Genomic DNA, 21,516 nt, shown 5'->3' with positions numbered 1-21,516 from the left:
GACGACGGACAAGGTGGCGGCGAGAGCTCGGACGCCACCGCGACTCCAGCGACCCCGCGTTCGCCTGCTTCCTCCGAGTCCGAGCCGGGCAGCGGTCACGGCCCCGGCACGTGGAGCGACCAAAGGCCACGTCCAAGGACCTTGGCCCCTAGAGCGCCACCGTGCGGACGGAGACGCTGGAAGGGCAGGGCACGAGCCCGGGGATCCGGCACTCGTCCGCTGAGGAGCTGAGCCAGATGTCCGACCCGATCATCGTGGGCACCGACGCCTCCGCAGATGCCGATCGTGCCGTCGACTGGGCGGCCGACGAGGCGGCCCTGCGTCACCGCCCGCTGCGCATCGTGCATTCGCTCGACGCGGCCCGGCGGGAACTGCCGCTGGTCTCCTCCAGCCAGGCCGCGAGGGCCGTCAGCGCCGCCGGCAAGGGGATTCTCGACGAGGCCGGACACAGGGCCCGGGAGCGCCATCCCGGCATCGACGTCACCACCGAGCTGATCGCCGAGAGCACGGCCGCGGTGCTGCACGACCGGTCTGAGGACGCCTTCGAGCTGGTGGTGGGGCACCGGGGGCTGGGCGGGTTCACCAGCATGATGCTCGGCTCCACCGGGCTGCGTGTGGCCGCGCACGCCGCCTGTCCGGTCGTGATCGTGCGCGGGGACGCCCTTACCCGGCACGACGAGATCGTCGTGGGCATCGACCTGATCGGCGACCCGGCCGTGGCACTGGGGTACGCCTTCGAGGCCGCGGCCGTGCGCGACGCGCTGGTCCGTGTGGTGCACGCCTGGCAGATGGGAGCAGCCCTGGTCGACCTGAAACAGGCGATCGACGTCAGCGAAGCGGAGGAGAGGACGCGCTCAGAAGTCCTCCAGAGGGTCGAGCCCTGGCGCAAGGAGCACCCGGGCATCGAGGTGACCGAGGAGGTCGTGCGCGAACACCCCGTCACCGCGCTGACGGACGCCTCTCGCAACGCCGACCTGGTCGTCGTGGGCGCGCTCGATCACCATTGGTACAAGAATCCCTGGCTCGGATCCGTCAGCCATGGGGTGATCCATCATGCCCACTGCCCGGTCGCCGTCGCGCGCGCCAAGTGATCGCCACGGACCTGCGTCGAATGGACCTTCGTCCCTGGCTGTCCCATGACGGGAGAACGATGATGGATATGGAGTAAACGATCAGGGGGGACGCAATGCGAGCGAGCGAAGGTGACCGGCTGGTCGTCCACGGGCATCACCTGGGCGAGCCGGACCGCGAAGCCGAGATCCTGGGGGTGCACGGCAGGGACGGTGAACCGCCGTACCTCGTCCGGTGGGACGACGGCCACGAGAGCACGTTCTTCCCGGCCTCCGACGCCACCATCGAGCACAATCCGTCCAGGCCACCGAAGGAGTAGGCGGCGCTGATCGTGGATCGAGGACGGCGCGCAAGGGCCGGTGGGCCGGTGACCCAGACGACGTCGCGGGAGGCGATCGACTCGACAGGGGGGAACATGCTGATCAGTAACGTCTATCGTCCGATGGTCTTCGGCTGCCAGGCAGGCGAGCGCCTGCCCGAGGTGGCACGACGGATGGTGGAGAAGAAGGTCGGAGCGTTGGCGGTGCTCGACGGCGAGCGGGTCGGCGGGCTCATTACCGAACGGGACCTGGTCGAGGCGTTGGCCGCCTCGGCCGACCCGGCCTCCGTAGAGGCTTCGGCGTACGCCTCGACGCAGATCAGGACGGCGGCCCTGGACGAGGACTCGCGTGAAGTCGCCCGCCGGATGCTGGAGGTGGGCGTCCGCCACCTGCCGGTGGACGACCACGGACGACTGGTCGGCATGGTGTCGATGCGCGATCTGCTCGCCCTGGAAACATGGGCGGTTTAGACGTGCTGTTCCGGCACGTCCCGTCGGGTATCGGGCATGTGGGCGTGCGCCGTGCCTGCGGCGCGCTCCTCATCGCGGGCACCAACCGCGGAGAGGTCGAGCCGGTCCGGAGACGAATCGATCTCCAAGGCGGTGCCGCTCCGCGCGCAGGCGGCGAAAACCGCGTCCCAGTCGGCCTCGACCGGCGGCCGCCGGCCGATCCGCCGTCCGGTGGGATGCCCCAGGATGTTGACGAAGGGATTCTCGCAGGCGCGTACCAGCCGCCGGGTCATCGCCGTGCCCGGCAGGTCGAGATGCGAGTGGATCGAGGCGACGCACACGTCGAACCCGGTCAGGAAGTCGGCGGTCCAGCACGGCGGTGCCACGCGCGGTTCCTTCTGTTCTCCTCTTCGGGTGACGTACGGGCCGAGTCCGCCCCGTACGGTCCGTCGGAGAACTGCGTGCCGTCGGCCGTCCCGTGGGCGGGCGGAGCGGAGGGCAGGGCGGCGCGCCGGACCATCAGATCGATGTCGTTCACGGTCACGATGCCGATCGGGTGGTCGTCCTCGACGACCACGGCCAGGAGCCCGCCCGGCAGCGGACGCCGGTCGAGGAGCTCGGTGGCGGGTGCGCCGGGGGGCATGAGATGTTCCGGGCGCGGCCGGATCGCGATCGTGTCCAGGCGGACGGCGGCGGGCCGGGCGCCGGGTCGCCGTGCGAGCAGGTCCAGCGGGACGACGCCGGTGACGGATCCGGCCAGGTCCACGACGGGGAACACCGCCTGTTTCGTGCTCGGCGGCAACCGCTCCGCGAACTCGGTGACAGTGGTCCAGCCCGGCGCCACCAGGGGATCCGGCGTCATCACGTCCCGTACCCGCAGCCCACGCAGGGCGGCGCGGGACCTGCGCGCGGCGGCCCCGATCCGGGCGGTGCTGTGGAGGAACCAGCCGATCAGGATCAACCACAGTCCGCCCCCGCTGCGCAGCACGAGCAGCTCGTAGATCCCCGCGATCGCCAGCGCCTGGCCGAGGAACGCTCCGGCGCGGTCCGCGACGCGGTCCGCGCGGGCGCGGTCGCCGAACGCGCGCCACAGCACGGCCGCCAGCACCCTGCCGCCGTCCAGCGGGGCACCGGGCAGCATGTTGAAGGCGGCCAGGACCACGTTCATGAACGCCAGCCATGCCAACCCGAAGGAGATCAACGCCGGGGCCTCCAGTGTCCGGGCGGCCAGCGCCCCGGCCCCGGCCAGCAGCCCGAGGGCCAGGCTGGCCGCCGGCCCCGCCAGGGCGATGGCCAGCGCGGTCCGCGGAGTGGAGGCCTCGTCCTCCAGCTCGGAGACCCCACCGAGCATCCAGAGCGTGATCGCCTTCACCCTGACGCCCGAGCGGCGCGCGACGAGCGAGTGCGCGAGTTCGTGCAGCCCGAGGCAGGTGAAGAACAGCACCGCCACCGGAACCGCCGTGCCCACGTAGGCGGCGGTGGGCAGGCCAGGGCGGGCCGTCGGCAGGACGCTGTCGGCCAGCGTCAATGCCACCAGCGCGAGTATGGCCAGGACCGACCAGTGGAGACCGAACGGGATTCCGGCGATCCGGCCCAGCCGCAGGCTCTGCTTCATCGCGGCATCACCCCCATCAGGCCCAGCCTCGCGCGGGCCGACGCGGTCCTGCAGGGCCGAAGTCCCGCGTTCCCCAGGGACCAATGGCACCCCGGATCAGGTGGATCGCGCCGCCGACCGCCCATCCCGGCGACGACGCCGCGACTCACCGAAAGTGAGTGATGATCGCTGTTTGTGCACTCCCCTGGAGGGGACTTTCGTCCTGCGAAGAGGACCGGGCGGGCCAGGCACCTGCACCAGCACCCGGTTCCGCGCGGTGTCGAGCACGAGTCCGTGGCGGCGGCCGTTTCCGGCCCGGTCGCCCGCGACGGCCGCCCGACACGACCACGAGCGGTCCGCGAACCCGTGATATCCGGGTGTAGGAAGCTCGGGGCCAGTCGTCGCCCCTCGGTTCCCGTCGCGCCGGCCCGCCCGGTCATGGCAGGCCTTCCAGCCTGCGCAGAAGCGTGTCCCGGCGGTCGTGGACGTCCGCCGCGGTCCGGGCGTCCTCGCGAGCCCGCACGAGGGGCGAATAGTCCAGGTTCTCGATGGCCGAAGCGGCGACCCCCGTGCGGATGAGCTCCTGGCACCGGTCCACCACGGCGATGACGGCGCGGCGGTGCGCTCGGGGGCGCACGACCGTCGTTGGGCTGAGGGCGCTCTGCTGCAGAACGCCTTCCCGCAGACGGCGTCACTGCGATCGGTGGGCGTCCTGTCCAACCGCTACCTCCTGGCGGCCATCGCAGGCGAGATCGTTCTCGCCGGGATCCTCGTCTGTACGCCGCCGTTCCAGGTCCTGCTGGGCACCGCGCCGCCGCCCGTCTGTGGGCGGACGAACTGCGCCGCTCCACCGCCGCTCGCGATATGCCCGTGAGACCGACAGGGCGTTGATCATGGGGGGCGAGGGTCCGGCGACCCCGGACGGGGCGCGCCGGGCCGCCGCGAGGGCCTGCTGTCGGGAGTGTCGGCCAGAACGAAGTAGTTCTCCTCTTCCTGGGCGAAGTGGAGGCGCAGGACGGCGTGCAGCTCGTCGACGGCCCGGCGGAGATCGCGCGTGATGTCTGCGGGGACCGTGTCCCCGCCGGGTGCCGCGGCATCGGTTCCGGTGGCGGTGAGTTCGGTGGTGTACAACGTGATGCGCCGTGCCAGGTTCGCGATCTCGGCGTGCCCGCGGCTCATCGCACCGGTCGGGTCGGCGCCGCCGAGGGCCCGGGCCACCGCGGGGTAGAGCAGCCGCTCGTCCTTGCGCTCGTGCGCGGCCAGATCGGTGAGGAAGCCGGTGAGCTCCTCGACCGCCGCGTGGCGGCGTTCACGCTCGGCAGGGGCGCGTCCAGGCGCGCATACGGCGTCCGCGAGGGCGGGCAGCCGTTCGATGCGCGGCCACAGTGCCCGGTGCTCCTGGTCGAGTTCCCGTACGAGGTCCGCCTCGTCGCCGTACAGCCGCGGCCACCGGTCCCGGCCGGGGCCGAGAGCCCGGAGCGCACCGAGGATCGCGGCGACGTCGATCCCCTCCTGCAGGAGCGCGCCGAGAGCCGGGGTGAGGCCCCCCGAGGCGGCGACCGCCATCGCGGCCAGCGAGAGGCCCATGCCCGCCAGCACGCTCTGGAGGGCGATGGTCCGGGTGCGCCGGGCGATCGCGAGGGTCTCGGCCAGCCGCTCCAGCCGGTCGACGGTGATGACCACGTCGGCGGCCTCGGAGGACGCGGTCGCACCGCGGGCGCCGAGCGCCACCCCGACACCGGCGGCGGCCAGCGCGGGGGCGTCGTTGACCCCGTCACCCACCATGACCGTGGACGCGCGGCCGGTTTCCGCGCGGACGACATCGACCTTGCCGGCGGGGGACAGGCCGGCGTGGACGGTGTCCGCGCCGACCAGATCGCCGATCGGCTCGGCGACGGCCGCGCGGTCGCCGGTGACCATGACCGTGCGGGTGATCCCGGCCCGGCGCAGCAGCCGGAACGTCCGGGCGGCGTCGGCCCGGAGGGGGTCCTGCAGCAGCAGGACGCCGGCCAGGTGATCGTCGACCCCGACGAACACCGTGATGGCGCCGCGGGCCGCCGCCCGGTTCCGCACGCGTCCGACCCAGCCCGAATCGCCGGGCCCCACCCAGTCGGCCTTGCCCACGCTCACCCGGTGGCCGTCCACGGTGCCGCGGATACCGCTACCCGCGCGTTCGGTCGCCGCCACCGGGACCGACGACTCCTCGCCGCGTTCGCGGGCCCCGCGCACGATCGCCGAGGCGAGGACGTGCGGCGATACCTGGTCGAGCGAGGCGGCCAGCCGGAGCAGTTCGTGCGGGGGGACCTCGCCCACCGTGTCGATGCCGACCAGCGAGGGGCGTCCCGCGGTCACGGTGCCGGTCTTGTCGAACAGCAGGACGCGCGCGCGGGCGAGGCGTTCCAGCGCGCCGCCGCCCTTCACCACCACGCCCCGGCGCGCGCAGCGCGACAGTCCGGAGACGAAGGCGATGGGAGCGGCCAGGATCAGCGGGCACGGCGTCGCGACCACCAGGACGGCCACCGCTCGGACCGGATCGGCTGCCAGCACCCAGGCGAGCCCGGCGACCGTCAGGGTGACCGGGAGGAAGAGCGCGGCGTAGCGGTCGGCGAGCCGGACGAACGGAGCGCTCTCCGCGGCGGCCTCCGAGGCCAGCCGGACCATGCCGGAGTAGGTGCTGGAGGCGGCGTCCGCGGTGGCCCGCATGCTGAACGGCCCCGCGCAGTTCACCGCGCCGCTGCGCACGTCGTCGTCGGCGGGGTGCTCGACCGGCAGCGGCTCGCCGGTCAGCGTCGACTCGTCCACGATCGCCGGACCGCCCCGCACCCGGCCGTCCACCGGAACGACCTCGCCGGAGCGCACCACCAGCGTGTCGCCGGGCCGGACCCGGTCGGCGTCGATCGTGTCGAGACCCTGCGGGGTCTCCCGGTGGGCCAGCCGCGGCGCCAGGGACAGCAGCGCGCTCAGGTCATGACGCGCCCTGCGACCCGCCCTCCGCTCCAGCAGACGTCCGCCGGTCAGCATCACGGCGATGACGGCACCCGCCAGGTACTCGCCGACCGCCAGGGTGCCCCCGAGAGCCAGCAGGGCGATCACGTCGCTGCCGAAGCGGCGGTGCAACAGGCCGTCCACCACCCACCAGGCGGCGGGCACGCACGCCACGGCGGTCACCAGAAGCCAGAGCAGGTCGGAGACCTGGTCGTTGCCGCGCCAGAGTGCGATGCCGCCCGCGGCCAGCCCTCCGGTGACCAGGGCGAACAGGGCCTCGTCGCGGCGTGGGACAAGGCCGCTCGCGAAGGCTGCGAGAGACTTCGCGGAGCGTTGCCCAAGGGCCCGCGGACCCTTCCAGGGACGGGTCACCCGAGTCTCTGGGCCTGCTCGACGCCGAGATCCAGGAAGGCCCGCCCGGCGGCCGGTTCGTCGCCGATCTCGTTGATGAAGACCTCTGCGTTCCGCTGCTCGGCTTCCATGAAGTGTCACCTCCACTCTCAGGATCTGCCCGGACGGGCGCACCGGCCAAAGGCCATTGGGCTCTCTGCCAGGGACCAAGGGCCCGGGTGCGAAGGCGCCCGGAGGGCCCGAGGATCCGAGGGACCTTGGTCCCCGCCCTTCAGCGGCCGACGTGTGGCACCGCACGAGCACCGGCTGGACACGAACGGCACGCGCGCGGCGACGGAGGCGCTGCGCTGCCGCTCAGGGTGATCTTGGCCGCCCGCTCTGAGAGGCGACGCCATCAGCCGGTCGGATGCACCGTCGCGCGGAGTTCGGTGTACGAGTCGAGTGCGTAGGTGCCGCCGCTGCGCCCGAGGCCACTGGCCTTGGTGCCGCCGAAGGGGAGGTCTCCCCGTCGGGCGCAGGTGTTGATGCCGACCTGTGCGGCGGCCAGCCGGGCGGCGACGCGGCGCGCCGCGTCGAGGTCGCGCGAGTAGACCTGATCGGTGAGCCCGTAGCGTGTCGAGTTGGCGATGGTGATCGCTTCGTCGTCCGAGGAGGTCTGGGTGACGCAGACGACCGGGCCGAACGCCTCCTCCTGCATGACCGTCGTCTCCGGGCCGACGCCTGTCACGAGGGTGGCGGGGTGGAAGTAGCCGTGGTCCGGGACGTCCGCCGCGGCGTGCACCGTCCCGCCTTCGGCGCGGGCACCGGCCACCAGCGCGGCGACGCGGTCGCGCTGGACCTCGCTGATCAGCGGGACGGTGGTCGTCGCGGGGTCCCGCGGGTCGCCGTGCACGAGGTCGCCCAGCGCGGTGCGCAGCCGTCCGACGAGCTCGTCGTGCACCGAGGCGTCGATGATGACGCGGGAGGGCGTCACGCAGATCTGCCCGGAGTGGACCGTCCACGCCCGCGTCGCGCCGGCGACGACGGCGTCGAGGTCCGCGTCGGCCCGTACGACGAGCGCGCCCTTGCCGCCGAGTTCGAGGAGGAGCCGCTTCATGCCGGGCGCCGCCGACCGGTAGATCTCGGTGCCGACCACCGTGCTGCCGGTGAAGCTGATCGCCCCGACCTCGGGGTGGTCGACCAGCGCGGCACCGGGCTCGGCGCCCGCGCCCGTCACCAGGTTGACCGCGCCCGCCGGCGCGCCTTCCGCCCGCAGGGCCTCGTTGAGCGCCTCGGTGAGCGCGATGACGAGCAGCGGGTCCTGCGGGGCCGGCTTCATCACCACGGTGTTGCCGGCGAACAGGGCGGGCGCGACCTTCGCGACCATCGCGAGCAGCGGAAAGTTGTAGGGGCTGATGCAGCCGACCACGCCGACCGGCGTGCGCGTGACCGTTCCCGCGAGGCCGGCCCTCACGGGCTCCGCCGGGACGGTGAGCAGGTCCGCGGACTGGGCGGACCAGTACCGGAGCCGGGTCAGCGCCGCGTCGACCTGGGTCTGCTCGGCGACGGCCCGGCGGGCGCCCGTGTCGGCGATGGCCAGGTCGACGAGCTCGTCGCGCCGGTCCTGGAGCAGTTCGCCGGCGCGGCCGATCACACGGCGGCGGGTCTCGGTCGGGGTCGCCGCCCAGGCGTCGCGCGCCTCGGCGGCGGCGGCCACGGCGGCATCGGCCGCGGTGCGGTCGCCGTCGGCGACCACGGCGATGACCTGCTCGGTGTAGGGGTCGGTGATCTCGTACGTCCGGGAGGTGCTCAGCGTGTCGCCGGCGATCAGGTGGTGGGCGGTCGTGGTCACGAGGTGCTCCCGAAGCGGAGGAAGCCGCGGTCGATGCGGCCGTTGCGGAGGTCGTCGACGAGCTGTGCCGCGCCCTCCATGGGCACGACCGCCGACACGAGCGGGGTCAGGTCGAGTTCGCCGCGAAGGACGCGCTCGGCGAGGTCGGGAAGCTTCCGGTGCGGGTCGACCGAGCCCATCCGGCAGCCGAGCAGGGACTTGTCGTGGAACAGCTCGCGCACCTCGAGGTCGAGGGTCGCACCGGCCGGCGGCAGCCCGAGCACGACGACCTGCCCGCCCCAGGCGAGGGACCTGATCGCGGCGTCGAGGAGTCCGGTGTGGCCGGCGCACTCGAACGCGGCGTCCACGCCACCGGGCACCAGGTCCCGCACGGCCGGGGTGATCTGCGACGGGTCGCTCGCGATGATGAAGTCGGTCGCCCCGCATGTGCGGGCGATCCGCTCCTTCGCCGGGTTGCGGTCGACGACCACGATGCGCTCCGCGCCGGCCGCCCTGGCGGCGAGGACCGCGTTCAGGCCGATCCCGCCGGCGCCGGTCACGAGCACGGACTCGCCGGCCCGGAGCCGGGCGCGGTCCTCCACGGCGCCGAACGCGGTGACCGTGGCGCATCCGAGCATGGCGGCGACCGGGTCGGGGATTTCCGCGGGCATCGCGACGACCTGCTCCTGGGCCACCACGATCCGCTCGGCGAAGGCGCCGAGCCTGACGAACTGGTGCACGACCTCGCCGTCGCGGGAGAACGGGCTGGCGACGGGCCGGCCGGAGGCGGGGCAGAGGGTCGGCCGGCCTTCGCGGCAGTGGCGGCACTCGCCGCATCGGCGCAGAACGGTGAGCACGACCCGCTGCCCCACGGGTACGCCGGCGCCGGGGCCCGCCGCGGCGACCACGCCGACGGCCTCGTGGCCGAGGACGGCCGGCGCGGGCTGGGGGATGCGGCCCTCCATCGGGCTGACGTCGCTGTGGCACAGGCCGGCCATGGTGATGTCGACGGCGACCTCGCCCGGGCCCGGCGGGCGGACCTCGATGGTCGAGTCGACGTGGAGACCTGTTCCGTCCCAGACCAGTGCGCGCACGGGCGATCCTCCTCCTCAGTGTTCTAGTGATTCTAAACTGCTTTTGCTGAGTGGAATTTACCGTGTCGCGACGCTCTCCCGTACCTCGCGGCGCAGCAGCTTTCCCGCCGCCGACCGCGGAAGCGCCTCCACGAACGCCCAGCTGCGCGGGATCTTGTAGCCGGCGATGCGGGCGCGGAGCTCGGCGTCCAGCGACGCCGCGACCTCGTCGCGGGTGCCCGAGCGGTCGACGACCACGACCGCGTGCACGCTCTCGCCCCACTTCTCGTCCGGTCGGCCGACGACGCACGCGTCGGCCACCCCCGGGAGCTCCAGCAGCGCGTGCTCGATCTCCGCGGGATAGATGTTCACGCCCCCGCTGATGATCAGGTCGACCGCCCGGTCCGAGAGGTACAGGTAGCCGTCCTCGTCGAGCCGGCCGAGGTCGCCGAGCGTGACGTGCCCGTCCAGGCGCGACGCGGCCGTCTTCTCGGGATCACCGAGGTAGACGAACGCGAGCTCCTCGTTCTTGAAGTACACGGTGCCGACCTGGCCGACCGGCACCTCGTCGCGGTCCTCGTCCAGGATCCGCAGGCTCACGTGGGGCAGCGGGCGTCCGACGCTGCCGACGTGGGCGAGCCACTCCTCCGACGTGATCATCGTGGCCGCCCCCTCGGTGCCGCCGTAGAGCTCGACCAGCACCGGACCGAGCCAGTCGATCATGGCCTGCTTGACGTGCGGAGGGCACGGCGCGGCGGTGTGCACGATGGACCGGATGCTCCCCACCCGGAGCGCGGCGCGTTCGTCCTCCGGCAGGGCGACGAGCTCCCGCATCATCAGCGGGACGAGGTAGAGCCACGTGACGCCGTGCTCGGCGATCGCCTCGAGCACCCGCTCGCGGTTCCACCGCTCGAGCAGCACCACCCGGTGACCGACGTCGAGGGCCTGGTCGGCGTAGGCGAGCGGCGAGGCGTGGTACATCGGGGCCATGCCGAGGAACACGCCGTCCTCATGGTCCGCGCCGTAGCGACGGGCCCGGGCCAGGGCCGCGCCGGCGGCCTCGGCCGGGCTGATCCCGCGCAGCGGGCGTCGTACGCCCTTGGGACGCCCGGTCGTGCCGGAGGTGTAGAGCATGCGGTTGCCGGCCCCCCGGCCGCGCGGGGGCGCCGCGGACGCCGCGGCGACCGGGCCGGTCAGGCGCGCCGCGCCGCCCTCCGGCGCGACCGCGAGGACGACGACCTTCTCGGCCGGCAGCCCGGCCTCGGCGGCGGCCTTCCCTGCGAGGTCGACGAACGGATCGGCGGTGAAAAGGATCTTCGCCCCGGAGTCGCGCAGGATGTAGGCGATCTCCGACGCCGTCAGGTGCCAGTTGACGGGGGTGAGGTGGAGCGGGAGCTGCGCCGCGCCACGGACCATCGCCATCAGCTGGTAGGAGTTCGGCAGGAGGCAGGCGACGGTGTCCCCGGGGGCGAGTCCGCGCTCCCAGAGGAAGTTGCCGATCCGGTTGGCGTCGTCCCGCATCTCGCCGTAGGTGACCTGCCGGCCGTCGGTGTGGACGACGGCGACCCGGGCCGGGTCGTTGTCGGCGTACTCGAAGAAGTTGCGCACCTTGGGCCTCCCGTGGTGGTCTCAGTCTCGCGCGAGGATGAGGACGGAGGAAGCCGTGAACATCCCGCCGTACCCGAGGACGGCGCTCGTGCTCACGCCGGGCACCTGCGCCGCGGCCTCATGGCGCAGCTGGCGGACGGCTTCCTGGATGGCGAACATGCCGTACATCCCGGTGTGGGTGTAGGCCAGGCCGCCTCCGTTGGTGTTGAGCGGGAGGGAGCCGCCCGGAGAGGTCTCGCCGGCGGCGACCAGCTCGGCCGCCTTGCCCACCGGTGCCAGCCCGAGGCACTCCAGCCCGATCAACGGCAGGTGCGCGAAGGCGTCGTACACCATGACGTGGCCGATCTCGGATCGCCCGATCCGCGCCTCGGCGAAGGCGTCGTCGGCGGCGCGCCGGGCCGCGGAGCCGCCGGCCGGGTCGGGCGCCTGGGCCACCAGGAGGGGGTCGGAGCCCTCGCCGGTGCCGAGCACCTTCACCGAGCGCCGGAGCTGCTCGGCCGTGGCGTGCCCGGACGCGGTGACGACCAGTCCGCCGCCGCCGTCGGTCAGCATGCAGATCATCGGGATGGTGAACGGCCACGCGAGGGCCGGTGCCGCCAGCACTTCGCCGACGGTCATCAGGTCCCGCCGCCCGGCCCGCGGCACCCGGGAGGACCAGCGACGCTGGGCGACGACGACCTGCGCCAGGGCGGTCTCGTCGAGACCGTGGTCGTGGAGGTAGCGCAGGGCGGGGAGGGTGAAGCGGGTGTACGGCGGCCTGGCGCCGTAGGGCTCCTCGAACTGGCCGGTCCACGACCGCGGGTCCCGGGGCCGCGGCACGGTGCCGGCTCGCGACCGGCCGGACTCGCCGTGGGTGACCAGCACCCGGGTGGCGTGCCCCGCGGCGGTCGCCGCCGCGGCGTGGCGCACGTGCATCAGGAAGGAGCAGCCGCCGACATTGGTGGAGTCGACCCAGCGAGGCGTGATCCCGAGCGCGTGGGCGACGCCGTGGGGTGAGTAGGCGCCGGCGACGCCGTCGATCTGGCCCGGCTCCAGGCCGGCGTCGGCCAGCGCTCGCAGGCCGCCCTCGACGTTCAGCCCCAGCACGGACTGGTCGGGGTTGCGGCCGAGCACGTCGGTCTCCGCCGCGCCGATGATGACCGCGTCCATCACGCTCCCCCCGGTCCGGCCGGTGCGAACACCGGAAGGTTCACGTCCCCGCGCTCGAGCCAGCGGAGCTCGACGTCCATGTCGAGGGGGAGGGCGGCCGGGTCGGCGGGCACGTCCACGATGCGGGTCGTCATCCGGACGCCTTCCTCGAGCTCCACGGTGGCCAGCACGAAGGGGGCCTCGTCGGCGAAGACCGGCTCGGGCCGGTGCACCACGACGTAGGAGAACAGCCGGCCGCGCCCGGTGCAGGGAGTCCAGGTCAGGTCCGTCGAACCGCAGGCGCAGATCGCCCGCGGATGCTGCGAACCGGCACCGCAGCCGTCGCAGCGGTGGTGGACCAGCTCACGGCGCCGGGTCGCCTCCCAGTAGGGCCGCGTCTCGGGCGTCGGCCGTGGGACGGGCTTGGGCTCGCCGCTCATCCGGCCACCTGCGGGTGCAGTACCAGCTCGCCGCGGTCGATGACGGTGCGCTCGCCCACCGAGGTCGTGTGCGCCCAGGTGCCCTCCCCGGTCTGCCAGGCGCGGACCGTGAGCCCGTCGCCCGGGGTGACCGGTGCGCGGAACCGCCCGGAGTACGACGCCACCCGGCCCAGCGGGTCGGCCTGACCGGCCGCGTCCAGCTCCTGGAGCAGGACCCGGGCGGTGACGCCCCAGGTGCACAACCCATGCAGGATCGGCTGCTCGAATCCGGCGCGTTTGGCGAACGCGGGGTCGCTGTGCAGGGGGTTGCGGTCGCCGCAGAGGCGGTAGAGGAGTGCCTGGCCCGGACCCGTCGACGCCTCGACGACGAGGTCGGGTGCGCGGTCCGGCACCGGGTCGCTCTGCGTGCCGCGCTCCGGCTCGCCCCATCCCTGGCCCCGCAGGAAGAGCGACGTCACGGCGGAGAACACCTCGGTGCCCGTGGCCCTATCCGTGCCGGTGGCCTCGATCTCCAGCAGCGCCCCGGAGCCCTTGTCGGTGATGCGCGCCACGGTCGAGACGGCCTCGACCTCGCCGCCGACGGGCAGCGGGCCGGGCAGGGTGACCCGCTGCGCGCCGTGGACGGCGGCGTGGGCGGGCCAGCCGCCGAGCCGATCGCGCAGTGGTCTGGTGCCGCCGGCGAGCAGGGCGGCGTACGTCGGCAGCATCCGCTGGGCCACGCCCTCGGAGTTCTCGGTGACGAGATCGAGCCGGTCGGGGCCGGCGCCCAGTGCCAGCGAGTAGAGGAGGGCGTCGTCCGACGTCCACGCCCGGGTGAACGGCGCCGAGCGGGCGCCCACCGAAGTGCGGTCGAGCATCGGCTCAGCCCCGCATGCCGGCGTTGGGCCGGGCCGCGGCCAGGAGGCCGCGCAGCGTCGCGTCGAGCTCGGTGAGGTCCTCGCTCGGCGTGGCGGGGGTGCCGTGCTCCCAGCCCGCGGCCACCGACAGGCGCCTGCCGGAGGTCAGGAACACCCGACCGGTCACGCCGTCGGAGCGGCGGGACGCGAGCCACTCGACCACCGCGGCCGGGAAGCCGGGGGAGCGGGTCGGGTCGTCGGGTTCGCGGTCGCCGCCGAGCGCGGCGGTCATCCGGGTCGCGGCACCCGGCGAGACGCAGTTCGCGGTCACGCCGTAGCGGCCCAGTTCGAGGGAGGCGACGATCGTCATGGCGGCGATGCCGGCCTTGGCGGCCGAGTAGTTGGCCTGGCCGGCGTTGCCGAAGAGGCCGGAGACGGAGGTCGTGTTGATCAGGCGGCCCACGCGCCCGGGGCGTTCGCCGTGGCGCTCGCGCCAGTGGTTCGCGGCGTGGCGGGTGGTGGCGAAGGTGCCCTTGAGGTGCACCCGGATCACCGAGTCCCACTCGGCCTCCGTCATGCGGGCGATCGTCCGGTCGCGCAGCACCCCGGCGTTGTTGACGAGGACGTCGAGGTCGCCGAAGGTGTCGACGGCCAGCCCGACGAGCTGCTCGGCCTCTTTCCAGGAGGAGATGTCGTGGCCGCTGGCGACGGCCTGCCCGCCGGCTGCGCGGATCTCGGCGGCCACCGCGTCGGCGGGCGCCGTACCGTCGTTCTCGCCGTCGAGGCCGACCCCCAGGTCGTTCACGACGACGGCGGCGCCCGCGCGGGCGAGGCGCCGGGCGTACTCGGCGCCGAGGCCGCGACCGGCGCCGGTCACGATGGCGACCCGGCCGGAGCAGGATCCTTCGGTGGAGAGCGGAGTGGTCATCAGGGCGCGGTCCTCTCGCCGCCGTGCCAGGACGTGGCGACGGCGGAGTCGTGGGCGGTCACCCGGCCTGCGAGGAGCAGGCGGGTCAGGTGGGCGGTGGTCTCCCGGGCGGCCATGGCCCGGTCCCGACGCGCCGGCGCGTCGTGGCGGTGCTGGACGCGACGCTCATGGCCGCACTCTGTCGGCCGGTGGCGATCGGCGACAAAGACCTGATATCGGTGGCCGCGGTTGTCGAAACCTATGGATCGTCCGCGGTGCGGCCGGGGGAACGGCACTACCGTGTGAGCGTGGACCTGCGGCTGCTCCGGTTCTTCGTGGCGATCATCGACCACGGGGGTGTCACCCGCGCCGCGGAGGCGCTGTACGTCGCGCAGCCGTCGGTCTCGCAGGCGCTGCGCACGCTCGAGCAGCGTCTCGGGGTCAGCCTGTTCGAGCGCGTCGGGCGGGGCCTCCGGCTCACCGACGCCGGCCGTGAACTCGAGGTCCGGGCGCGGTCCGTCCTCGCCGAGGTCGAGGAGGCGCGGGCCCGGGTCGACCGGGTGGCGCATCTCGGCGCCGGACGTCTCACTGTCGCGGCGGCCTCGACCCTGGCGATCCATCCGCTCGGCCCCTGGGTCAAGCACCTGCTGGACGCCCACCCGGGCCTGCAGGTGCATGTCTCCGAGCCCGAGTCGGTCGCGGCCGTGCTGGCCGAGATCACCGACGGCGCGGCCGAGATCGGGCTGGTCGAGCTCCCCGTCCACAAAGCCTCCCTCGCGACCGTCGAGCTGGCGCGGGAGGAACTGGTCATCGCGGCCGGCCCCGGCCTGGCCGCGGGACTCCCGGACCCGTTGCCGCGCGCGCTGGTCCGGGACCTGCCGTCGGGCGCGCTCGCGCGGGCGCCCGGCCCCCGGACGGCCAGTGAGCGGACCATGGCCGAGGTGCTCGGAGAGTCGCGGATTCGCAGTGCGCAGCGTCGGCTGCTGTGGGATCTCGTGGCCCAGGACGTCCTGGTGACCTTCGTGTCGCGCGCCGTCGCCGAGCGGCTCCTCCCGGCCGCGGAGCTCAGGTCCCTGGATCCGCCGGTGTTCCGCCGGATCGGGTTGGCCCATCGCCCGGAGCGGTTGACGCCGGCGGCCCAGGCGCTGCTGGAGATCGCGCTGCCGCCGCGTACGCGGAGGCCACGAAGAGGCGCGCCACCGGCGACATCGACCGGGGATCCCACGCCAGACCGACCGTGAGATCGGTGACCCCGCGCAACGGGGCCAGGCGTGCTCCGCACCGTGCCGCCTCCGCCGCCCGCCGTGAACCGAGCAGCGTCGCCGCGATGCCCTCCAGCATCCAGGCGGTGCGGGTCTCCTGCTGCCCGACGACCGCCCGCCGGACCAGGTGCGGGCCACTCTCCTCGATCATCGCCTCCATACCGGCGGACAGGATCGGACGCGGCGGCATCAGGACGAGCGGTACGTCGTGCAGCTCGGCGAGGCCGATCGGCGGCTCAGGGCCGGCGGTGGACGGTTCCTCCCCGGGGCCCGGGGGATGGGTGACGTAGACGTCGTACGTACCGAGCGGCAACGTCGCGAGCCGGTCGCCGGCGCGTCCGACGTCGAGCGGGAGGCGGGTCGCGACGACCTCCGCCGTGCCGGAGGCGAGCACCTCGGCGGCTTCCTGCTCCGAGCCGAGCTCGTGGACGTGCACGACCGTCTCGGAATCGGATCGGAGGAACGCCGCGAGGACCTCGGCCAGCGGACCGTTGAGCGCCGGCGGCAGGACCGCGATGTCGAGCCTCGGCGCGCCGCGGCGCGGATCGGCCGAGACCGCGGCCTCGGCCTGCCGGGTCTCGCGCAGGATCCTGCGCGCCGGGCCGAGCAGACCGTGGCCGGCCGAGGTCAGTGTCATGCCACGGCCGGTCCGGTGGAACAGGGCGGCGCCGAGCTCCTTCTCGAGCGCGTTGACCGACTGCGAGATGGTCGACTGGGTCACGTCGAGCGCAGTCCCCGCGCCGCTGATGCTCCGCGCCTCGGCGACCGCGACGAAGTAGCGGAGCTGTTGCAGCTCGATGGCCGGCCTCCCGCTCGCCCCTACAGTCCCAGTGCCCTGGCGATGATGACGCGCTGGACCTCGTTGGTGCCACCGTAGATCCGGGAGACGCGCGCGTCGGTGTACATCCGGGCGATCTCGTACTCCCGCATGAACCCGTACCCGCCGTGCAGCTGCAGGCACCGGTCGATCACCCGGTTCTGCGTCTCGGTGCAGTAGACCTTGACCGTGGACGCCTCGGCGGCGGTGAGCTCGCCGGCCTCGTGCGCGCGCATGGCCCGGTCGAGCAGGGCGCGCCCGGCGGTCACCTCCACGTGGCAGGAGGCGAGCTTGAACTTCGTGTTCTGGAAGGACGACACGGGCCGGCCGAACGCCGTGCGGTCCTTGACGTAGGAGACCGTGATCCGCAGTGCCTTCTCGGCCGAGACCTGGGCGCCGAGGGCGATGCCGAGCCGCTCCTGCACCAGGTTGTGCGCGAGGTAGCGGAAGGCCTGGCCCTCCTCGCCGAGGAGGTGGTCCGCGGGGACGGCGACCTCGTCGAAGAAGAGCTCGGCCGTGTCGGTGGCCCTGAGCCCGATCTTCTCCAGGTTGCGGCCCCGGCTGAAGCCCTCGCTGTCGGCGTCGACGACCAGGAGCGAGAGGCCCGCCCGCCGGTCGGCGTTCTCGCTGGTGCGCGCCACGACGATCACCAGGTCGGCGTTGATGCCGCCGGAGATGAAGGTCTTGCCGCCCGACAGCACCCAGTGGCCGTCCTCGAGCCGCGCCGTCGTACGGATGCCGGCCAGGTCCGAGCCGGTGCCGGGCTCGGTCATCGCGATGGCGCCCATCCGCCGGCCCGCGACCATGTCGGGCAGCCAGCGCCTCTTCTGCTCCTCGGTGCCCTGGCGCAGGATGTAGGGGATGACGAGGTTCATGTGCGTCGCCGCGCCACCGAGCGAGACGCCCGCCCTGCTGCACTCCTCCGACCACACCGACGAGTAGAGGAAGCCGTCGTCGCCGCCACCGCCGTACTCCGCCGGTACGCGGAGGCCGAGCATTCCGAGGTCTCCCAGCTTCTGGTAGACCTCGTGCGGAACGCACCCGGCCGCCTCCCAGTCGGAGAAGTAAGGGACGACCTCCTTCGCGAGGAAGGTCCGCACCGACCGCCGGAAGGCCTCGTGCTCCTCGTGGTAGATCGACGTCTGCATCGCATGTCTCCTTGGTTGCTCGGGGACGGGGTCAACCGCGCCAGCGGCCGGTGAAGGCGGGACGTTCGCCCCGGGCGAGCGCCTCCCGGGCGGTCGGGGAGTCGGTCCCCATGTTGACCACCTGGGCGACGTTCTCGGCCGCGACGGCCTCCCGGAACGACCGCTCGTGGGAGTGGTTGAGCAGGTCCTTGTCGAGCCGGACGGCGACGGGCGGGGCCGCGGCGAGGCGCAGCGCCAGGTCGCCGGTGAACGGGTCGGCCTCGTCGGGTGGGACGAGCCAGGTCACCAGGCCGAGCCGGTGGGCCTCCTCTGCGTCGAGCGTCTCGGCCAGGTAGGCGAGCCGCTTGGCCATCTGCAGCCCGACGACCCGGGGCAGCAGCCACGACGACCCGGTGTCGAGCGAAAGCCCGCGGCGCGAGAACGCGGTCCCGAACCGGGACCGGGTCGTGGCCACGACGAGGTCGGCCGCCAGCGCCAGGCTCAGGCCGGCGCCCACCGCGGGACCGTCGACCTTCGCCACGACCGGGAGCGGCAGCTCCTGCAGGGCGACCAGCGGTGCGGTGACGTGGCCGAGGCGGTCCAGGGGGTGGAGATCGGTGCGCCGCCGCGCCGAGGTGTCGGCTCCCGCGCAGAAGTGACCGCCCGTACCGGTGATCACCAGTACGCGCGCCTCCGACCGGGTGACCGTTCCCAGGTGGTCGGCCAGGACGGCCCAGGTGTCCCGGTTCATCGCGTTGCGGACGGCCGGGCGGTCGATCGTGATGGTGGCCACGGGGCCCTCGAAGGTGAGTCGGACCTCGTCGCCGGGACTGCTCTCCTGCTTCACACCGTCATCCAAGGGTGCCGAGGCCCCCGCCGACCAAGACGTGCCGCCGAACCCGGGGGAGTCCCTTGCCTATGCGAGCATCCCGCCGATGCGGTCGATCTGGGTCAGGGCGTCCTCGAAGAGCAGTGACAGGTAGACGCCGTCGACGTGCGCCGAGAGCTCCTCCAGCCGGGCCCGGCAGTCGTCCGCGCGTCCCACGACGGCGAAGCGGTCGAGCAGGTAGTCCTCGATGTCGGGCCGGTCCGCGAACATCGTCGCGTTGGAGGTCGCTCCGGAGCGGCCGTGCGAGCCGTAGTCGTAGGTCGCGTAGCGCTCGGCCAGCACGCCGGCGTACTCCTCGGGCACGTTCTTGCCCTCGAAGGTCGAGGCGAAGGCGAAGTGCGACGCGCTCACCGCGCGCGGGACGAGGCGCCGCCGCAGGTCGCGCACCTCGGCATCGTCCCGTCCGATGGCGATCCGCACCGATGCCCAGACCTCGGGAGGTGCGGCGTCGCCGTCGCGGGCGGCCTGCGCGCGCTCGCGGATCATGCGGAGCGCGACGGGGTCCCCGCCGACGCCGGCGATCACACCGTCGGCCACGCGCCCGGCGATGCGCGCGGTCGCGGGACCGCTGGCCGCGACGAGCAGGAAGGGGGCGACGTCGGCCGCCCGCGCGGCATCGGCCACCGAGCGCCCGAAGTGCTCGAGGTCGGCCAGGGACGCGGGCCGGAGGCCGAAGGTGTGCACGGCCGAGTCGCCTCGGCCGAACCCCAGGCGGAACCGGCCGGGGTGGGCGGAGGCCAGGGCGCGCACGGCGCCGGCGTGCACGGACCAGTGCCGGGTCACGGGGTTGGTCACGCTGGTGCTCACGACCAGCGAGGACGTCGCGCCGAGCGCGTCGGTGCAGGCGGAGTAGAGCTCTCCGTAGTTGGGGGAGTCGCCGATCCCGATGCCCCACAGGCCGGCCGCCTCGCACCGGGCGGCGACCTCCCGGGTCAGGTCGGGGGAAAGCGGGAGCCAGTTGGCGCATAGCCGCACGGTCGTACCTCTCCGTCGGGTTCGTGACCCTTGACAGGGCCCGGGGATCACACAGATGATTCATACCAGGTGAATTAGATTCCGCTCAATCGAATCAAATGATGGTCGTGACGATGCTGGGAGGCCCCCCATGACCGAGGCCGTGCGCTCCGAGTCGCCCCCGACGGGCGACGTCGCGCCGAGCGCCGACAAGATCCGCATCGAGGGGCTGTCCTACCGGTACCGCCGTCGCGGCCGGGAGGACGTCGTCGCCCTCGACGACGTCGACCTGACCGTCGGGCGCGGCGAGTTCCTCTCGGTCGCCGGGCCGTCGGGGTGCGGGAAGTCGACGCTGCTGCGGGTGCTCGCGGGGTTGCAGAAGCCCACGGACGGAGTCGTCCGGATCAACCACGAGCACCGCGACCGGCCGCTCGTCGCCCCGGTGTTCCAGGAGTACTCGATCTTTCCCTGGCGCTCGGTCGAGGCGAACGTGCGCCTGGGGCTCGACGCCGCCGGGGTGGACCGCGCCGAGGCGCGCCGTCGCTCGCAGGAGTGGATCGAGCGGGTCGGCCTCGCCGGGTTCGAGAAGGCGCTTCCGGGCAACCTGTCCGGTGGCATGAAGCAGCGCGTCGCCCTGGCCCGCGCGTTCGTCGTCGAGCCCGAGATCCTGCTGATGGACGAGCCCTTCGCGGCGCTCGACGCGCAGCTGCGCAAGGTGCTCCAGGAGGAGCTCCTCGCCATCGTCCGCGAGCACACCTACACGGTCTTCTTCGTCACCCACAACCTCGACGAGGCGATCCTCCTCTCCGACCGGATCGCCCTGATGTCGGCCCGTCCGGGACGCGTGCGCCGTGTCGTCGACGTCCCGTTCGCGCGCCCGCGGTCGGCGGAGCTGAGGAAGGACCCGGAGTTCGCCCGGCTCGAGGAGGACCTCTGGGCCGACCTCAAAGGCGACGTCGAGACGATCGAGGAGGCCGTCCGATGACCGTGCAGATGGACCGGAGCGTCTCCCGGAACGAGGGGACCTGGGTCGAGCGCCGGCCCGAGCCCAAGCAGCGGTCGGCCGCGTACCAGGCGAGGCGCGACGGTGTCCTGCGGCTCGTGCTCGGCCTCGTGCTCCCGGTCGGCGTGCTCGTCGCCTGGGAGATCTCGGCCCGGTCGGGCTGGATCGACGCCCGCTTCTTCAGCCAGCCGAGTGCGGTGGCGGCGAAGGCGCAGGAGGACCTGCGGAGCGGAATGCTCTGGTCCGAGCTCAAGATCACTATCCTCCGGCTGCTGACCGGCTACGTCATCGGATCGCTGGCCGGAATCCTCATCGGTCTCCTGATGAGCCAGGTGAAGGTCCTGCGCTGGATGCTCGAGCCCCTGATCCGCGCGCTCTACGTCATCCCGAAGCTCGCGCTGCTGCCGCTGTTCCTGCTCCTCTTCGGGCTCGGCGAGGTGCCGAAGCTGGTCTTCATCTCCCTCGGCACCTTCTACATCGTCGCCTTCACGACGCTGTCCGCCGCGATGATGATCCCCACCGCGTTCCATGAGGTCGCGCGGTCCTACGGCCTGTCGTCCGGGCAGCGGTTCCGCTGGATGATCGTCCCGGCGATCACGCCGCAGATCGTCTCCAGCCTCAAGCTCGCCTCGGGCATCTCGATGCTGCTGGTCATCGCCGTCGAGTTCGTCAACGCCCACGAGGGACTCGGCTACTACACCTGGCACGCCTGGCAGATCTTCGTCCCCGACCGGATGTACGTCGGCGTCGTGACCATCTCGATCGTCGGCGTCCTGTTCGGCGGACTGGTCGGGTTGCTCGGCTCCCGCCTGGTGCGCTGGGCGGACAGCGAGTACGCCCAGAGCCGGTGACCCGGGCCGCCACCACCACGCCCATCCCTTCCATCGTGCAG

Annotated in this window: 20 protein-coding genes and 1 pseudogene; 6 read left to right on the top strand and 15 right to left on the bottom strand. The window is 73.2% G+C overall.

Annotated elements, in window-relative coordinates; all coding sequences use genetic code 11:
* Positions 1 to 161 precede the first annotated feature (161 nt).
* The 3 genes from ACFPZN_RS21880 (at position 162) to ACFPZN_RS21870 (ending at position 1,861) form a co-directional block, all read left to right on the top strand.
* Positions 162 to 1,091, top strand: coding sequence for a universal stress protein (locus ACFPZN_RS21880; RefSeq protein WP_378283938.1), 930 nt, complete (start codon positions 162 to 164; stop codon positions 1,089 to 1,091).
* Positions 1,092 to 1,186: 95 nt separating this feature from the next.
* Positions 1,187 to 1,390, top strand: coding sequence for a DUF1918 domain-containing protein (locus tag ACFPZN_RS21875; RefSeq protein ID WP_378283936.1), 204 nt, complete (start codon positions 1,187 to 1,189; stop codon positions 1,388 to 1,390).
* A gap of 48 nt (positions 1,391 to 1,438) precedes the next feature.
* Positions 1,439 to 1,861 (top strand): CBS domain-containing protein, encoded by a 423-nt coding sequence (locus ACFPZN_RS21870; protein WP_378283935.1) that lies wholly within the window; start codon positions 1,439 to 1,441, stop codon positions 1,859 to 1,861.
* Here the strand turns inward: ACFPZN_RS21870 and ACFPZN_RS21865 are convergent.
* From ACFPZN_RS21865 to ACFPZN_RS21815, 11 genes are all read right to left on the bottom strand, one after another.
* Entirely contained in the window at positions 1,858 to 2,226 is a 369-nt protein-coding gene (locus ACFPZN_RS21865) for a PHP domain-containing protein (RefSeq protein WP_378283934.1), read from the bottom strand. The two genes, ACFPZN_RS21870 and ACFPZN_RS21865, sit on opposite strands and share 4 nt — an antisense overlap.
* Positions 2,193 to 3,455, bottom strand: coding sequence for a site-2 protease family protein (locus tag ACFPZN_RS21860; protein WP_378283933.1), 1,263 nt, complete (start codon positions 3,453 to 3,455; stop codon positions 2,193 to 2,195). Before ACFPZN_RS21860 ends, ACFPZN_RS21865 begins: the two co-directional genes overlap by 34 nt.
* A 415-nt stretch (positions 3,456 to 3,870) precedes the next feature.
* On the bottom strand, positions 3,871 to 4,071 hold the full coding sequence (locus ACFPZN_RS21855; RefSeq protein ID WP_378283932.1) for a hypothetical protein: 201 nt from the start codon (positions 4,069 to 4,071) through the stop codon (positions 3,871 to 3,873).
* 254 nt (positions 4,072 to 4,325) lie between these two features.
* The gene (locus ACFPZN_RS21850; RefSeq protein ID WP_378283931.1) at positions 4,326 to 6,791 is read right to left on the bottom strand and encodes a heavy metal translocating P-type ATPase; all 2,466 of its coding nucleotides are present in this window, start codon (positions 6,789 to 6,791) and stop codon (positions 4,326 to 4,328) included.
* Between the two features lie 373 nt (positions 6,792 to 7,164).
* Positions 7,165 to 8,601: an aldehyde dehydrogenase family protein gene (locus ACFPZN_RS21845; protein WP_378283930.1), complete on the bottom strand. Its 1,437-nt coding sequence runs from the start codon at positions 8,599 to 8,601 to the stop codon at positions 7,165 to 7,167.
* On the bottom strand, positions 8,598 to 9,674 hold the full coding sequence (locus ACFPZN_RS21840) for a zinc-binding dehydrogenase (RefSeq protein WP_378283929.1): 1,077 nt from the start codon (positions 9,672 to 9,674) through the stop codon (positions 8,598 to 8,600). The genes ACFPZN_RS21845 and ACFPZN_RS21840 overlap by 4 nt, the downstream gene beginning before the upstream one ends.
* A gap of 57 nt (positions 9,675 to 9,731) precedes the next feature.
* Positions 9,732 to 11,261, bottom strand: coding sequence for an AMP-binding protein (locus ACFPZN_RS21835; protein WP_378283928.1), 1,530 nt, complete (start codon positions 11,259 to 11,261; stop codon positions 9,732 to 9,734).
* Between the two features lie 21 nt (positions 11,262 to 11,282).
* A complete protein-coding gene (locus tag ACFPZN_RS21830) occupies positions 11,283 to 12,410 on the bottom strand; it encodes a thiolase C-terminal domain-containing protein (protein WP_378283927.1) in 1,128 nt (375 codons plus the stop codon).
* Positions 12,410 to 12,829 carry a Zn-ribbon domain-containing OB-fold protein gene (locus ACFPZN_RS21825; protein WP_378283926.1) on the bottom strand — a complete coding sequence of 140 codons (420 nt, stop codon included), beginning with the start codon at positions 12,827 to 12,829 and terminating at the stop codon, positions 12,410 to 12,412. Before ACFPZN_RS21825 ends, ACFPZN_RS21830 begins: the two co-directional genes overlap by 1 nt.
* Positions 12,826 to 13,686 carry a MaoC/PaaZ C-terminal domain-containing protein gene (locus tag ACFPZN_RS21820; protein WP_378283925.1) on the bottom strand — a complete coding sequence of 287 codons (861 nt, stop codon included), beginning with the start codon at positions 13,684 to 13,686 and terminating at the stop codon, positions 12,826 to 12,828. The genes ACFPZN_RS21825 and ACFPZN_RS21820 overlap by 4 nt, the downstream gene beginning before the upstream one ends.
* A gap of 4 nt (positions 13,687 to 13,690) precedes the next feature.
* Positions 13,691 to 14,593 (bottom strand): SDR family NAD(P)-dependent oxidoreductase, encoded by a 903-nt coding sequence (locus tag ACFPZN_RS21815; protein WP_378283924.1) that lies wholly within the window; start codon positions 14,591 to 14,593, stop codon positions 13,691 to 13,693.
* A 287-nt stretch (positions 14,594 to 14,880) separates the two neighbouring features.
* Here ACFPZN_RS21815 and ACFPZN_RS21810 point away from each other — a divergent pair, with 287 nt between their 5' ends.
* Positions 14,881 to 15,813, top strand: coding sequence for a LysR family transcriptional regulator (locus tag ACFPZN_RS21810; RefSeq protein ID WP_378283923.1), 933 nt, complete (start codon positions 14,881 to 14,883; stop codon positions 15,811 to 15,813).
* A 646-nt stretch (positions 15,814 to 16,459) separates the two neighbouring features.
* On the opposite strand, the pseudogene ACFPZN_RS21805 reads toward ACFPZN_RS21810, so the two are convergent.
* From ACFPZN_RS21805 to ACFPZN_RS21790, 4 genes and pseudogenes are all read right to left on the bottom strand, one after another.
* Positions 16,460 to 16,627 (bottom strand): annotated as a pseudogene (locus tag ACFPZN_RS21805) (LysR family transcriptional regulator); the annotation flags it as partial.
* 26 nt (positions 16,628 to 16,653) lie between these two features.
* Complete coding sequence (locus ACFPZN_RS21800) at positions 16,654 to 17,799, bottom strand: acyl-CoA dehydrogenase family protein (RefSeq protein ID WP_378283922.1); 1,146 nt, start codon at positions 17,797 to 17,799, stop codon at positions 16,654 to 16,656.
* 31 nt (positions 17,800 to 17,830) lie between these two features.
* A complete protein-coding gene (locus ACFPZN_RS21795; RefSeq protein WP_378283920.1) occupies positions 17,831 to 18,625 on the bottom strand; it encodes an enoyl-CoA hydratase/isomerase family protein in 795 nt (264 codons plus the stop codon).
* 69 nt (positions 18,626 to 18,694) lie between these two features.
* Positions 18,695 to 19,642 carry an LLM class flavin-dependent oxidoreductase gene (locus tag ACFPZN_RS21790; RefSeq protein ID WP_378283919.1) on the bottom strand — a complete coding sequence of 316 codons (948 nt, stop codon included), beginning with the start codon at positions 19,640 to 19,642 and terminating at the stop codon, positions 18,695 to 18,697.
* 130 nt (positions 19,643 to 19,772) lie between these two features.
* On the opposite strand from ACFPZN_RS21790, the gene ACFPZN_RS21785 reads away from it, so the two are divergent.
* Together ACFPZN_RS21785 and ACFPZN_RS21780 are read left to right on the top strand one after the other, a co-directional pair.
* Entirely contained in the window at positions 19,773 to 20,606 is an 834-nt protein-coding gene (locus ACFPZN_RS21785; protein WP_378283918.1) for an ABC transporter ATP-binding protein, read from the top strand.
* A complete protein-coding gene (locus ACFPZN_RS21780) occupies positions 20,603 to 21,475 on the top strand; it encodes an ABC transporter permease (RefSeq protein WP_378283917.1) in 873 nt (290 codons plus the stop codon). Before ACFPZN_RS21785 ends, ACFPZN_RS21780 begins: the two co-directional genes overlap by 4 nt.
* Positions 21,476 to 21,516: the final 41 nt, after the last annotated feature.

Origin of the sequence: Actinomadura rugatobispora (assembly GCF_042656285.1) — a bacterium.
Classification (GTDB): Bacteria; Actinomycetota; Actinomycetes; order Streptosporangiales; family Streptosporangiaceae; genus Spirillospora; species Spirillospora rugatobispora.
Note: the sequence above shows the minus strand (reverse complement) of the source record. Positions and strands in the feature narration are given on the sequence as shown.